Below are 14,619 nucleotides of genomic sequence, written 5' to 3'. Positions count from 1 at the left end.
ATATTAAACAACCAGCTAAATTATCACTAACTTTTGATATTATTTTACTAATTTTATTAACTTTATAATAAATAAAAAACTCAAGTAATTATAAGTTAATACAATTTCTTGAGTCATATTTTTATTATTTGTAATAATATTATTCGTTGCTGCTAGTCATAATTACACCATTTGAAATCAATAGCTGTTTATCACTTTCGCTTGCTGGTTCCCATCCTTTTTCAATTAGAGTTTTTGCATACATTCGATTATATTTTAATCCAATAAGAACACGATATCCGATTGTTGCAAGTCCAAAAGTAAAGCTACCAATAATTCCCGCTAAAAATCCAGTTATCAAAAACATAATCGCCTCCTCCTTATCACCTCTAAATAAAGGCACAAACCATCCAAAAAAAAATGTCGTCCATGAGAATCCTAATTTTACTTCTTTTCTCAAGCCATTATTTTCTACAATCGCTATTGCCATAAAAATAGCCTCCATTTTTTAGATTATTTTATTAATTAAATCATATTTTTATTAAAATTGCAAATTTTCATTAACTTCATTTATAGTTTTATTATAGTAGCTCACTTATTCCCAATTTGAAAAATGGAAATAAAATTCTATAATAATTAATTTAATAATCTTGTAAAAAACGGCTTTAATTTCATGATTTTTTTTGTTTTGATTTCCACTATTTAAACAGAAAATAGTATAAAATGCGATAAAACAGTAAAAAGATTTAACTTTCAAATCAATCTACTGTTTTTTTATTGCCGAAAACTTAGTCAGCACATCGTCCTGTATTGTCCCAGCCCACTTTGCCACTTGCCTCAATGTTATTTTTTCAGTAATTTCATTTTCAATATTTTTCTGACTTCCAATAATTACAACTTCATCGTTCACTTTCACATTTTCTATATCTGTCAAGTCAACAAAAATCATATCCATACAAATTTCTCCGATAATTTTTGCCTTCTTCCCATTTACCAAAACATACGCTTGCAATGAATTTTCAATCTGCTTTTGAAATCCATGTGCATAACCCACTGATACAATGCCTATTTTAGAGTCCCTTTTCACAATGCCTTTGCTTCCGTAGGAAATTTTATCATTTTTTTTCACATTTCTTATGTTTATAATTTGCGATTTTACTGTTATCACATCCGCTAATCCTGTATCATAAGACAAAGGCTCCATTCCGTAAAGTGCCATTCCTACACGTGCAAAATCATAGTTGTACTTTTCTTTATATTTAAAAAGTAATGGACTTGCCTGTAAATGCTTGTATTGATATTTCACATCACTTTTGTCAAATATTTTTATAATTTTTTCGTATTTTTCAACTTGCGTTTCTGTTTCAATTTGATTTTCTGCATCTGAAACATGAGAAAAAATCGAGATTATTTCCAATTTATTGTTTTTATGATTTTTTTCATATTTTTTTATTACCTCAATTAATTTCAAAATTTCACTTTCATTGAATCCAAGCCGATTCATTCCGCTGTTTACTTTTATATGAATTTTTAACGCTGTGTTTTCAAAAGATTTATCAAGAATTTTTAGATAGTCATATAATTGCAAGAAATTAAAAACTGTCACTTCAACATTATTTTCTATCACATATTTAAAGTTTTCAGGCTCAATATAGTTAAGTGCCATTATTTTTATTTGTCTATTTTTCAAAAAATCCAGTTTTTTTTCTTTTTCAAAATTTTTTAGAATTTCACGAATTTTTATCGCTTCCTCAATATACGCAACCGCAAAATAATTACAGCTATTTTCAAGCAATATAGGAAAAATATTTTCAATTCCGAGTCCGTAAGCGTTGTCCTTGATTACACAAATGATATTTTTATTTATGGAACGGATTTTTCCCAGATTTTTTTCCAGATTTTTCCTGTTTATTTCCAGATTTACCAGCATTTTTTAATTTTATTCTCCTTATCTTTGTAATAACAGGATGGATTATTACCATATTATGCCGTCAACTAGCCATTTTCCCTTTACTTTTAACATTTTCAGAGTAATTTCCTGTCCACCCTGATGTCCTTTATTTCCTGTCCCTGTTAAAAATTCTTTTTCCCATTTGTCTTTTAAAACAATAATTCCTGTTTTACTGTCAAAGCTTTTTACTTTAAATTCACTTTCTTCTTTCCTTAAGTCTAAAATTATCAAACCTAATACAGGATCGTATTCGACTCCTCCATATTTTTTCAAGAGCTTCTTGTCTTTCGCACTTAAATCTTCCATTTTTATTCTTTCTCCAAGCAATAGTTCTGATATGCTTAGTACATGAGAACGTTCCTTAATTTCATTTCTAAACCTGGACGTGACTGGAGCATTTTTTAGCCATTTATCAAAGTCTTCTGAAGCAAGATATTTATTAATGAACTTTTCTGCGGCTTCGGCGGCTCCATTGTCAATCTGAGATGCTTTTTTTTGACTATAAGAAGCAGCAGCTTTGCCATTATCGTTATCAGATGGATATGCTATTACCCCTAAACTTGCTATAATCAGCACAACGCTTGCTTTCACCATTTTTCTTAACATATTTACAAACCTCCTAAACTGTTATTATTAATGGAGCCATTATTCCCAAAATGATAACTAATCTTAAAAGCAGGATTTTACGATAAATTTTTTGGTACTGTATTTCAGGTATTCCCTTTTCCTTCAGGAAAAATCCTATTGCTGTGATTTTATTTGAAGTGTCGCTTCTGCTGTAACGGTTTACATACGGTTCAAATAAAATTTTTTCTCCATTTAATGTCAAGTGCAGTCTTGGTGTACCCACATATTTATCCATATATCCTGTCGTATTTTTACCATCTATATTTTCTCCATTCAATGAAACTGTTCCATTTTCAACTTTTAACTTGTCAATTCTCAAAAAAATAAACAGAATCCAGGCAACAATGGCAGCAACTGGCAGAAATGCTGAAATAGTCCTTACAACTTGAATTTTTTCCAGCAAAGTAAACGCTACTCCATAAACAATAGACAATATCGCCATTAATATCAGAATTTTATCCACTCCCTTGTGAATTAATCCGTTAAGTTCAATTTTTTCATTAGTAATTTCCATGATAAACAGCTCCTTTCTAGCCTTTTTTAAATTTAACAAACAATATTAAAAACTGAAATCAAAATTTATAATTTACCTAAATCTATTTTTTAGTCTGAAAAACAATTAATATTCACTTTTCTTCCAAAAGCCCTGACGCAATGAGCTTTCTAAATGCCCTTGCCCTATGGCTCACACTTTTTCTTTCCTCGTCATCTGCTTCTCCAAACGATTTTTCTAATTCATATGAATAAAAAATTGGATTGTAGCCAAATCCATTGTTACCTCGTGCTTCAAATAAGATTTCACCTTCTATTTCTCCACGAAACGAATGAATTTCACCATTTGGAAAGGCAATACTTACAACAGACACAAAATGTGCTTTTCTATTTTCTTTTTTCACGTCCTTCAGAAGTTCCAACATTTTCTGGTTCTTTTCGCCGTCAGTCGCATTCTCTCCTCCAAATCTTGCCGAATAAACTCCTGGCGCTCCATCCAGAGCATCTACGCAAAGCCCTGAATCATCTGAAACAGTTACAATATTTGTGTAGTCTGCAATTTCCTTTGCCTTTTTCTGCGAATTTTCCTCAAAAGTTTTCCCATCCTCCACAACATCAGGAATATCCAGCCCATCCAAAATTGTTACAACTTCCAAGTCCATTCCTTCCGTCAGCTTTTCAAAATCTTTTATTTTCCCCTTATTCTTCGTCGCTAAAAATACTTTCATCGCATCACTTCCCTTTCCTACGCAAAATAGGGGTATATTTTACCCCCACCTAAAGATTTTTTTCTTTTTTATAATTTTCTTTTATAATTCTATTTACAATATTGTGAACATCTTTTTTTTCTTCCCTTGACATTTCCTTCAAATCCACAGGTTTATCCACAATAATTTTTATATTTTTGTTTGAAGTTACTTTCAGGCTTTTTCTGCTTTGCACCTCATAAGTTCCTACAATTGTAATAGGCACAATTCTTGCATCTGTATCAGTTGCAAGTTTGAAGCTTCCTTTTTTAAATTCTCCAATCGTACCGTCTTCGCTTCTGCTGCCTTCTGGGAAAATTACGTAGGAATGTCCTTTTTTTATTTTACTTATCGCATCTTTCATATCCTTCATCCCCTGTCTTGCATTTTTCCTATCCAGAAATATGCAATCAAAGGAACGCATCCAACGTCCAATTGCAGGCCATCTTTTCATTTCCTTCTTTGCAATGAATGAAAAATCAAGCGGAAAATACCCAAGTAATGCAGGAATATCCACGTTGCTCTGATGATTTGAAATTAATATGACTGCCTCGTTTGTTTCCCGTATTTTTTTTATTTCTTCTTCGCTACCATTTTTGTAAATAACGTTTACTTTGCTTCCAGCTCCCCAGATTAGATTTTTCCCCCAGTTTTTGGCTACTCTGCACACATATCGGTATCTTTTTTCACCTTTATTGAATATTAAATACCATATGTGGACAACACTCCCATAAATAAAAGTTCCTACTAACACAAGATGGTAAAATATGGTTCTCATGCTTTTTTCCTCCCTTGCTATTTATTCATAATTCTCCTTGTACTCTTTTAATTTTTTAAAGATTTTATCTAGAGAAAAACCTTGTCTTGCCAGATATTGTATAAGTTTCTGCTCTTCCTTCATTTTTTTTTCGTCCCGTCTGTTACTCACATTGATTTTTTTACTGTTTTTTTCAATCAGTTTTTCCAGCTTTGTATCGTCAACATTTTCTTCCTTTTCCTCATCCAAAGCCAAATACGCTTTTTCAACTGTACTTCTGTCAATTCCCTTTTGAAAAAGGTTGTAGGAGATACGGTTCTTGCCATAAGTCCTGCTTTCAATATACGACATCGCATAGTTCAAGTCATTCAGATATCCAAATTCCTCCAGTTTTTCTATCGCTCGTAAAATGGCTGATTTATTTCGATATTTTTCTTCCAGCTTTAACCGCACTTCCTTTTTTGTCCTGTCTTTTAATGAAATTAAAAAAATACCTTTTTCAAGAGAGGCTTCATACGAAATCTCATCATAAAACCTCTCAATGTCATCATTTACCTTCAAATCATATTTTTGCCTTATAAGCGGGCTTATATCCATAATTTCCCCAGTATCAAGATATATTTTATTTCGATAAATTTTATTAATCTTCATTATTTTCCGCTACTTCTTCATTTTCATTACTCGCATCATTTTCTACCGGTTCCTCAGACTTGTCAGATTTTTTACCTTTAGATGATTTTTTTTCAGTAGTCCCTCCATTTGCAGCAATTGCTTCAAGCACCTGCTTTTCAAGCCTTCCGTATAATTCTGCATTTTCCTTAAGCATATTCTCCACGTTGACACGCCCTTGCCCAAGCCTCTCATCTCCATAGCTGAACCATGCTCCGCTCTTTGAGGCAATTCCAAGATTGATTGCCGCATCCAGCACTTCCCCAACTCTCGAAATCCCAGTTCCATACATAACACTGAACTTAGCTTCCTTAAATGGCGGCGCAACTTTGTTTTTAGTAACCTTCACTACAACTTCACTTCCAACAACGTCATCGCCCTGCTTAACAGAACCTACCCTTTTCACTTCCATTCTAACAGTTGAGAAAAATTTTAACGCACGCCCTCCGGAAGTCGTTGTCTGCACTCCAGGAACGAATGAAAATCCACCAATTTTTTCTCTTATTTGGTTAATAAAGATCATAACTGTATCAGATTTTGAAATGTTTCCAGTCAGTTTTCTAAGCGCTTTTGACATAAGCCTTGCTTGAAGCCCCATTTGCTGATCTCCCATTTCTCCTTCAATTTCAGCTTTTGGAACAAGCGCTGCAACCGAATCCACAACAATTACATCCATCGCCCCGCTTCTTACAAGCATATCGGAAATTTCCAGTGCCTGCTCCCCTGTATCAGGCTGTGAAATTAAAAGTTCATCAATATTTACTCCAAGAGCCTTTGCATAAACTGGATCCAGAGCGTGCTCCGCATCAATAAATGCCACAGTTCCTCCAGCCTTCTGCGCTTCTGCAATAATATGAAGTGCAAGCGTTGTTTTCCCGGAAGACTCCGCCCCATAAATCTCAACAATTCTTCCTCTCGGCACTCCACCAATTCCAAGTGCTATATCCAGATTCAAGCTTCCTGTAGAAATAGCCCTAATATTCATTTTCTGATTTTCTCCAAGCTTCATTATAGCACCTTCACCGTAATCCTTTTCAATCTGCTTCAGTGCCAAGTTAAGCATTTTCTCCTTTTCGCTTAGCCCCTTATCATCTTTTTCTTTTTCTTCTGCTTTTTTTCTAGCCATTATACCCTCTCCTTATTTGTTGTTTTATTCCAAACATTATTATATCACAATTTGATTTCTTTTTATATATTTTATTTTACATCTTCCATATTATTTTTGCTTTTTAGCGCACTCGGCTTGATAATATGTCGTCTGACATCAAAAAAATTCCTGTATATTTTATTATACAAAATTAAAATAATGGATAAATGATATTAATTTTAGCAAAAAAGTATTGAAATAATGCTAAAAAAGTGATACAGTTGAAGTGAAAAAAAATATTTAGGAGGAAATATGAAAATTGATAAAGCTGAATTAAAGGGAAGTATTCTTAGGAAACTGAGAAGACAATATGGAAAAACCCTTGAGGAAGCCCATGAATTTGAACTATACTATGCAATTTCAAGGGCAGCTTTAGATTATGCAGTGGAAAAATGGTATAATACTAAAAAAACTTACGCTAAAAAACAGGTAAAACAAATATATTATTTCTCAGCGGAATTTCTAATGGGAAGATTTATGGGAAATAATCTGATTAATTTGCAAATTAACGACATTATTAAGGAAACATTGAATGAACTAGGTGTAGATATCAACAAAATCGAAGATCGTGAAATGGACGCAGGGCTTGGAAACGGCGGGCTTGGAAGACTTGCGGCATGCTTTCTTGATTCACTTGCAACATTGGCATTACCAGGACTTGGATACGGACTTAGATACAAATACGGAATGTTTGAGCAAAAAATTGAAAACGGGTTCCAGATAGAATATCCTGACGACTGGACAAAATACGGAGATCCTTGGTCAATCAAAAGAATGGACAGAATTTTTGAAGTAAAATTTGGAGGACAAATTGAAGTTCATCGTGATGAATTTGGAAAAGAATACTTTAAACGTGTAAATACTGAAACAGTTCACGCTGTGGCTTACGATGTGCCAATTATCGGTTATGGAAACGATACTGTAAACACGCTAAGATTATGGGAAGCAAGATCGCCTGAAGGATTTGACTTGAAATTATTTAATGAGCAGACTTATTTGCAGGCTTCTGCAAAAGCGGTTCAAGCTGAAGATATTTCAAGAGTATTGTATCCAAACGACACTGAAAAAGATGGAAAACAGTTAAGACTAAAACAGCAGTTCTTCTTTACATCAGCCTCATTACAGGATATTATCAGAAGATACAAATCTGTATTCGGAAATGATTTTTCTAAATTTGCAGACAAAGTTGCAATTCAGTTAAATGACACTCACCCAGTAGTTGCAATTCCTGAATTGATGAGAATCTTCCTAGATAAGGAAAAATTAGGATGGGATGAATCTTGGAACATTTGTAAAAACGTATTTGCCTACACAAACCATACAATTTTATCAGAAGCTCTGGAAAAATGGGATATTTCACTATTCCAGCCACTACTTCCAAGAACTTACCAAATTATCGAAGAAATTAACAGAAGATTTATTGCAGATCTGCAGCAAAAATATCCAGGAGACTGGGAAAGAATAAACAAAATGTCAATCATTGGAAACGGACAAGTTAGAATGGCATGGCTTGCAATCGTAGGTTCACACAAAGTAAACGGAGTTGCAAAATTACATACAGAAATTCTTAAAAACAGCGAATTAAAGGAATGGAACGAATTGTATCCTGAAAAATTCCTAAACAAAACAAACGGAATTACTCAAAGACGATGGCTATTAAAAGCAAATCCGGAGTTAGCCGCATTAATTACAGAATTAATCGGAGACAAATGGATTACAGACTTGTACGAACTCAAAAAATTGGAGCAGTACCTGGATGACGACAACATTTTAAACAGAGTTTCTGAAATTAAGCTACATAACAAGAAAAAATTGGCTAAATATATAAAAGATACGACAGGAATCGAAGTAAATCCTAATTCCATCTTTGATATTCAAGTTAAAAGATTGCACGAATATAAAAGACAGCTATTAAATGTGCTTCATATTATGGACTTGTACAACAAATTAAAAGAAAATCCATATTTGGATGTTGAGCCAAGAACATTTATCTTCGGAGCAAAATCAGCTGCCGGATACAGACGTGCAAAAGGAATCATCAAATTAATCAACTCTGTTGCGGAAAAAGTAAACAACGACAGCGACATTAACGGAAAAATCAAAGTTGTATTCCTTGAAAACTACAGAGTATCGCTTGCAGAAAAAATATTCCCATCAGCAGATGTGTCAGAACAAATTTCTACAGCAAGTAAAGAGGCATCTGGAACCGGTAATATGAAATTTATGCTAAACGGCGCATTAACTCTTGGAACAATGGACGGAGCAAATGTGGAAATTGTTGAAGAAGTCGGGTTAGAAAATGCGTTTATTTTTGGACTTTCTGCACAGGAAGTTGAAAATTATCAGGCAAATGGCGGATATAATCCATTTGATGAATATAACAATGTGGAAGGGCTCAAGAAAGTTGTAGATCAGTTAGGTGACGGAACTTATGACGATAACCACACAGGAATCTTTAGAGAGCTGCAAAATTCATTGCTATACGGAGTAGACGGTTCCCGTCCAGATGTGTACTTCCTATTAAAAGACTTCGCAGCATACAGAGAAGCTCAGGACAAACTTCAAAATGCCTTCAAGGACAGAAGGGAATGGACTAGAAAAGCTCTTAAAAATATTGCAAATGCAGGTAAATTCAGTTCAGACAGAACAATTGCCGAATATGCAAAAGAAATTTGGAATATTGAGCCAGTTAAAATTCAAGATTATATAGAAGATTAATAAAAAACATTGTCTAAATAAAAAGGAGTTATTTTTAATTTAATTTAGAAGTAATTCCTTTTTTTATTTTTCTTGATTTTTCTTGTTTATTCTAGTATAATTTATACTAAGTTACATTTGTTAAAATATAAAGAAAGGAAAGTTTCTTTATTAACTGTAATAAATATTTTATAGCAATTCCAGTCTAAGATAAGAGCAGAAGATTGTACCTCCAATTTTTGAATGGATTGACTATAATTTCTAATACTAAATCCCATTTAAAAAAATAGAAGTAAAATTCTATAATAATTAATTTGATAACTTTGTTAAAAAAATCAAATTTAATTCTTAAGTATCCATCTTAAAGACTTTTGTAATTTTATTTATAAATGTTATGATTAATAAATGCTTTTTCTTATTTCATTTATATGTTTTTTTAACGTAAGGGCATCAGACGCCATGCCCTTACAACCCCGCTTTACGCAAAACTTTCTTATAAAGAAAAAATAAAACTCGCTTCGTAAAACTACGCTCAAACAGTTATTTTTCCTTTAACGAAATTTTGCTTATTTAATATTTTTAAAATGTAAAAGCCTAAAACTTAAATATAATAATCTTTATAAAAAAAACATAAAAACTATAGGAAAAATATTTATTATAAGCAGTTTTTTTAAACAAAAATCCCTTATATGGATACTAAACGATCAAATTTAATTAAAGGATATTTTAATAGTTACATAGGTTATATGATAACATAACCCTATAAAAAATGACTTAATTTCATAAATTTTTTGATTTCTACTATTTAAATGGGAAATAGTATAAATTATCTAAAGAAAAAGGTATGATGAATGGATATAAATAAAAATTTGGATTTGAAAGAAATCCGGGAAAGAATTGATAAACTGGACAGCCAGCTCGTAGAATTGCTGGAGGAAAGGTTGACAATTGTACAGGAAGTTGCACAATTTAAGAAGCAGACTGGAAAAAAGATTTTTGATCAGGAACGGGAAAAGGAAGTCGTCAAAAAAAATCTGGAAAGAGTGAAAAATAGCGAACTGAAGCATTATATTGAACTTATCTTAAAGGATATTATGAATTCCAGCAAAGAATATCAGAAATTTAAAATTGGGATTTCAACTAAATATGTGAATGATCTGGAACTGGGAAATAAAAGGCTGGGATATACTGGAGTGCCAGGTTCCTATGCCTATGAAGTGCTTATGAACCTGCTTAAAAATAACAGAAATTTAAATGTTTATAATATTGAAGAGAATAAAAATATTTTTCATTTTAATTCGCATAGGGACTTGGTGGAGGCTGTGCATACTGATCAAATTGACATTGCAATATTGCCGATAGAAAATTCCATTGTGGGAGAAGTGCGGGACAGCATTGACTTGATTAATACGAAAAATATTCATATAATAGGGGAAGTTAGGCATAAGATTTCACATAACTTGCTTGGCATAAAAGGAAGCAGGATCGAGGATATAAAAAATATTTATTCTCACGAGCAGGCTTTTATGCAGTGTTCGGAATTTCTATCAAAGCACGAATGGCATCTTAACCGGATGACAAATACTGCAATTAGCGGAAAATATATTGCGTCAAAAAATAAAAAGGAAAACGCCTGCATTGCAAATATGAAGACAAAAGAAGTATACGACTTGGAATTACTGAAAGAAAATATTAATAACGAAGAGGAAAATTATACAAGATTTTTTATCATTTCTAATGAAGATGCTGTAATCAGCGGAAGTGATAAAATAAGCATCATAACCAGCGCTAATAATGAATCAGGAGCATTAATCGAATTATTGCAGATTTTTTATAAGTATGGGCTGAATATGGTAAATCTGAAATCACGTCCGAGAGCAAATAAACCTTGGGAATATTATTTTTACATTGACTTTGAGGGAAATATGTCCAGCGGAAAGGTAAAAATGGCACTGGAGGAAATGAGAGAAAAATCAAATTATTTACAAATTTTGGGAAATTATAAATTGTATAATTTAAAAATATAAAAAATGGTGTAATAAATTAAGATTGAACGTAAAAGTTGAATTGCTTAGCTCAAAATATGTGTTCATTTAAATTTTCAGGTTAAGATTAATTTTGAAGGAATCTGTGTGAAATGAGATTAGATAAATTTTGGACAAATTCAGGAATTGACAGAAGAAGTAGTAGATAGTTTAAACGTTTAATTTTGCAGAAAGAGGGAAAAATATGGAAAAATATGGATTATTAGGGGAAAAATTGGGACATAGCTATTCAAAGGAGATTCATGAGATTTTTTTTGAGCTGACTGGGAAAAAAGCCAGCTATAAAATGATTGAAAAGGAAATTAATGAGATTGGGGAACTGATGGAAAGTGTGAGAAATGGGGAGTTTAACGGGATAAATGTTACAATTCCCTATAAACTGGAAGTTATTAAATATCTGGATGAAGTGTCGGAAACTGCTAAAAAAATTGGGGCAGTGAATACGGTAACGTTAAAAGACGGAAAGCTGGTTGGAGATAATTCCGATTATTTTGGATTTTTGAGAACCCTAGAGTTAAATAATATTGACGTGAATGGTAAAAAAGTGCTTGTGCTGGGAACTGGCGGGGCTTCAAAGGCAATTTACAATGCACTGGTTGATAACGGGGCAGAAAATATTTATTTCGCTACAATTATTGAAAACGATCCGTTCAAGGTGAGAACGCAGGATAGGCTGCTTCATTATTCAGCGATTTCATCATTAAGGGACATTGAATTAATTGTGAACTGTACACCAGTTGGCATGTACCCCGCCATTGATAACTGCCCGCTTGATAAGAAAAATCTAATTGATGCGAATGCAGTAGTTGACATTGTGTACAATCCCGAAGAAACAGTTCTTATGACAAAATATAAATTAAAGGGCGTAAAAGTTGTAAACGGACTTACAATGCTCATTTCGCAAGCAATAAAATCAGAAGAGATTTGGCACAATGAAAAATATGGAACAGAAATTCTGGAAGAAATACACAAAAGATTATCAAAAAAACTATATAAATAAAAAAGATGAGAAGAAAGGAAATTTGATGTTAAAAAAAGTAATATTTGGAATACTGGTTCTTACAAGTTTTAATTTTGCACGGACAAACAAGGAAATTATTGATGCAGGAAATGAAAGACAGAAGGCAGTTTTTGATAAAAACTTTAAGTCTGCCAAAGATAGGACGGCTGTTGCAAATTCAACTTACACGGAAGTAATGTCAACTTTGTATAATGAAAACCGAGCATATTTTGACAGGGAGTTTGCAAGGCTTTCAGGAAACCGGCGTTCCAACTTTAGGACAATGTATGCATACTACAGCGATTATGTCGTGGAATACCGGAAATTTTTACAAAATGCATTTGGAGCGTTTCTGGCTGATACGGGAGAATTTCAGTCGTATGCCTATACTAATAATTACTTGCTGCTGGAAACATTTAACCTAAATATGAATACTTATCTTGAAGCTGAAAAAGATGCGAAAACTGTGGATGAAAATATAAATGCAATTTATGATTATCTGTACAGTTCAGGAGATAAAATTGATAAAGAAGATTATAAAAAAATGCCAGCCAGCAAAATGCAGTCAATTGTAAATGAGGAATACGATAAGCTGGAAAGGCTGCTGGATGTAAGAGGAAATGAAGGAAAAGGAATGAAAAAAGCGGCAGCCGCCTCAAAATCAAGCCTAAAAAAAATTAGAAAGTCATATAACAATTACGATAAGTGGTTTGACAACTATGTGGATACATCTTCATTGTCATATGAAAATAAGGAAAAATTGAAAAAAATAGTAAAATTTGAAACTATTTCCAATATTAGATTTATAATTCAGGCAATCGAAAAAAAGACAGATAATTAACAAATAAAAGTTAGAAAACGAAAGGAGCCAAAATGAGTGAAAATAATTTTAACAGCAATGAAGATTTCAAAAATGTAACTGAGGAAAAAGATGAGAAAGTTTATACTTTGGAAAACCCAATAAAAGAGGAAAAAGAAATTTCAAGGGATAGAAAATATATAAATTTAACTGACAGAAGTAAGCACCTTGATCTGTCTGTTTACAACGAACTTGATGATTTTGCCGCAGAAGTATTAAATTCAGATAACTTTTTGAAATATGTGGAAGCTAGAAGGGAATATTTATTTGAGCCAGAAGAAACTGTAAAAAAATATTTTGGTGAAGAATTTTTAAATGATGAAAACATTAACAATAAAATCGCAACTTTTTCAGATTTTTATTACCAATATTTAATAAAATATTCAGACACCTATCTTTACGACTTTATGGCAAAAGGCTATACTGACGGGTTTAGAAGCCTGCTCACAAGAAAAGGGATAAATCCCGATGACTTGAACGTAAACTGGGAAAGCATCCGCTCAAAGGAACTGGAATACGATGAATCGCTTGTGGATATTTTGTATTCAATTATAAATTACGAGTTGGAGCACCGTGGATATTCTATTTTCGGAATAAATATGGGATATGAATCAACATTATACTTCATTCTTCCTGAAAAAGCATTTCTTAGAATAGACAATGAGCCACAATTATTCACAATTTTTGACATTGGCTTTCTGGAAACAATCTATAATGAAATTTATGAAGTTGCCGGAAATCTTGGCACTGAAAACGTCAGAATCGGGGATTTTATAGAAAAACGTGGAAATGAATACTATACTCTATTTGCAGATGCAAGTAAAAATGTTGTAATTGAAAATATTGATGAAAATGACGAGTCAAAAGTAAAAATAATTTTGTAAAAAAGGAGCAAAAAATGATAAATTTTGAAACAAAGGATACAATGCTGCTTTACAGCCTTGTAAATATGAAATTGCGGGATGAATTTCTAAATTTAAATGACTTGGTGAATTACTACGGTATTGATAAAAATGAGCTTTTAAACAGATTTAGTGAGGCGGGATACGAGTATGTGGAAAGTGAAAATCAGTTTAAAAGAATGTAATGTTTAAAAAAACGTAATTCTGAAAATAAAAAACATAGAAAAGGTAAATAGTTTATGAAAAATATTGTATTAATTGGAATGCCCGCCTGCGGGAAAAGCACGGTTGGATATTGGCTCTCAAAGAAGACAGGGTATCCGCTTTTAGATATTGATAAATATTTGGAAGAAAAGGAAGACAGAATTATTTCGGATATTTTTTCAAACGAAGGGGAAGAATATTTCAGGGAACTTGAAACAAAGTATTTGAAGGAATTGTCGGAAAAAGAGGGGATTATTATTTCGACAGGCGGCGGAGCCGTTAAAAAGAAGGAAAATATTGATATTTTGAAGCAAAATGGAATCGTAATATTTTTAAATAGGGCAATTGCCGATATTTCCAAGGAAAATCACGAAAATCGCCCTCTTTTGCAGGATATTGACAATATTCAGAAATTGTATGATGAAAGAATAGATTTGTATAGAAAATATGCAGATATTATTATAAAAAATAATGACGATATGGATGTAATTGTGAATAGAATAATTACATCTTTAAAAGGAAAGCTTTAGGCTAAAAAAATGAG

General features: G+C 32.5%; 15 protein-coding genes. 7 read left to right on the top strand and 8 right to left on the bottom strand.

What is annotated here, in order from left to right; genetic code table 11:
* Window positions 1-139 precede the first annotated feature (139 nt).
* From HW275_RS09120 to recA, 8 genes are all read right to left on the bottom strand, one after another.
* On the bottom strand, window positions 140-469 hold the full coding sequence (locus HW275_RS09120; protein WP_178936221.1) for a DUF2628 domain-containing protein: 330 nt from the start codon (window positions 467-469) through the stop codon (window positions 140-142).
* A gap of 273 nt (window positions 470-742) precedes the next feature.
* Window positions 743-1,909 (bottom strand): alanine racemase, encoded by a 1,167-nt coding sequence (alr, locus tag HW275_RS09115; protein WP_178936220.1) that lies wholly within the window; start codon window positions 1,907-1,909, stop codon window positions 743-745.
* A gap of 45 nt (window positions 1,910-1,954) precedes the next feature.
* The gene (locus HW275_RS09110; protein ID WP_178936219.1) at window positions 1,955-2,536 is read right to left on the bottom strand and encodes a hypothetical protein; all 582 of its coding nucleotides are present in this window, start codon (window positions 2,534-2,536) and stop codon (window positions 1,955-1,957) included.
* A gap of 13 nt (window positions 2,537-2,549) precedes the next feature.
* Window positions 2,550-3,071 carry a hypothetical protein gene (locus HW275_RS09105; protein ID WP_178936218.1) on the bottom strand — a complete coding sequence of 174 codons (522 nt, stop codon included), beginning with the start codon at window positions 3,069-3,071 and terminating at the stop codon, window positions 2,550-2,552.
* A gap of 112 nt (window positions 3,072-3,183) precedes the next feature.
* Complete coding sequence (locus tag HW275_RS09100; protein ID WP_178936217.1) at window positions 3,184-3,777, bottom strand: XTP/dITP diphosphatase; 594 nt, start codon at window positions 3,775-3,777, stop codon at window positions 3,184-3,186.
* 49 nt (window positions 3,778-3,826) lie between these two features.
* Window positions 3,827-4,573 carry a 1-acyl-sn-glycerol-3-phosphate acyltransferase gene (locus HW275_RS09095; protein WP_178936216.1) on the bottom strand — a complete coding sequence of 249 codons (747 nt, stop codon included), beginning with the start codon at window positions 4,571-4,573 and terminating at the stop codon, window positions 3,827-3,829.
* A 21-nt stretch (window positions 4,574-4,594) separates the two neighbouring features.
* Window positions 4,595-5,203 carry a regulatory protein RecX gene (locus HW275_RS09090; RefSeq protein ID WP_178936215.1) on the bottom strand — a complete coding sequence of 203 codons (609 nt, stop codon included), beginning with the start codon at window positions 5,201-5,203 and terminating at the stop codon, window positions 4,595-4,597.
* A complete protein-coding gene (gene recA / locus HW275_RS09085) occupies window positions 5,193-6,347 on the bottom strand; it encodes a recombinase RecA (RefSeq protein ID WP_178936214.1) in 1,155 nt (384 codons plus the stop codon). Before recA ends, HW275_RS09090 begins: the two co-directional genes overlap by 11 nt.
* A gap of 273 nt (window positions 6,348-6,620) precedes the next feature.
* Here recA and HW275_RS09080 point away from each other — a divergent pair, with 273 nt between their 5' ends.
* The 7 genes from HW275_RS09080 to HW275_RS09050 all read left to right on the top strand — a co-directional run bounded on the left by HW275_RS09080 (window position 6,621) and on the right by HW275_RS09050 (window position 14,605).
* Window positions 6,621-9,086, top strand: coding sequence for a glycogen/starch/alpha-glucan phosphorylase (locus HW275_RS09080; protein ID WP_178936213.1), 2,466 nt, complete (start codon window positions 6,621-6,623; stop codon window positions 9,084-9,086).
* Between the two features lie 830 nt (window positions 9,087-9,916).
* Entirely contained in the window at window positions 9,917-11,092 is a 1,176-nt protein-coding gene (locus tag HW275_RS09075; RefSeq protein WP_178936212.1) for a chorismate mutase, read from the top strand.
* Window positions 11,093-11,294: 202 nt separating this feature from the next.
* Complete coding sequence (aroE, locus tag HW275_RS09070) at window positions 11,295-12,110, top strand: shikimate dehydrogenase (RefSeq protein WP_178936211.1); 816 nt, start codon at window positions 11,295-11,297, stop codon at window positions 12,108-12,110.
* The gene (locus HW275_RS09065) at window positions 12,043-12,951 is read left to right on the top strand and encodes a hypothetical protein (RefSeq protein WP_255460054.1); all 909 of its coding nucleotides are present in this window, start codon (window positions 12,043-12,045) and stop codon (window positions 12,949-12,951) included. Before aroE ends, HW275_RS09065 begins: the two co-directional genes overlap by 68 nt.
* Window positions 12,952-12,983: 32 nt before the next feature.
* Entirely contained in the window at window positions 12,984-13,853 is an 870-nt protein-coding gene (locus HW275_RS09060; RefSeq protein WP_255460053.1) for a hypothetical protein, read from the top strand.
* Between the two features lie 14 nt (window positions 13,854-13,867).
* Complete coding sequence (locus HW275_RS09055) at window positions 13,868-14,056, top strand: DUF4250 domain-containing protein (RefSeq protein ID WP_178936210.1); 189 nt, start codon at window positions 13,868-13,870, stop codon at window positions 14,054-14,056.
* Between the two features lie 54 nt (window positions 14,057-14,110).
* Entirely contained in the window at window positions 14,111-14,605 is a 495-nt protein-coding gene (locus HW275_RS09050) for a shikimate kinase (RefSeq protein ID WP_178936209.1), read from the top strand.
* Window positions 14,606-14,619: the final 14 nt, after the last annotated feature.

It is taken from the genome of Leptotrichia sp. oral taxon 223 (assembly GCF_013394795.1).
Classification (GTDB): Bacteria; Fusobacteriota; Fusobacteriia; order Fusobacteriales; family Leptotrichiaceae; genus Leptotrichia.
The sequence above is the reverse complement of the archived record's forward strand: the minus strand, read 5'-3'. Positions and strand labels throughout refer to the sequence as shown.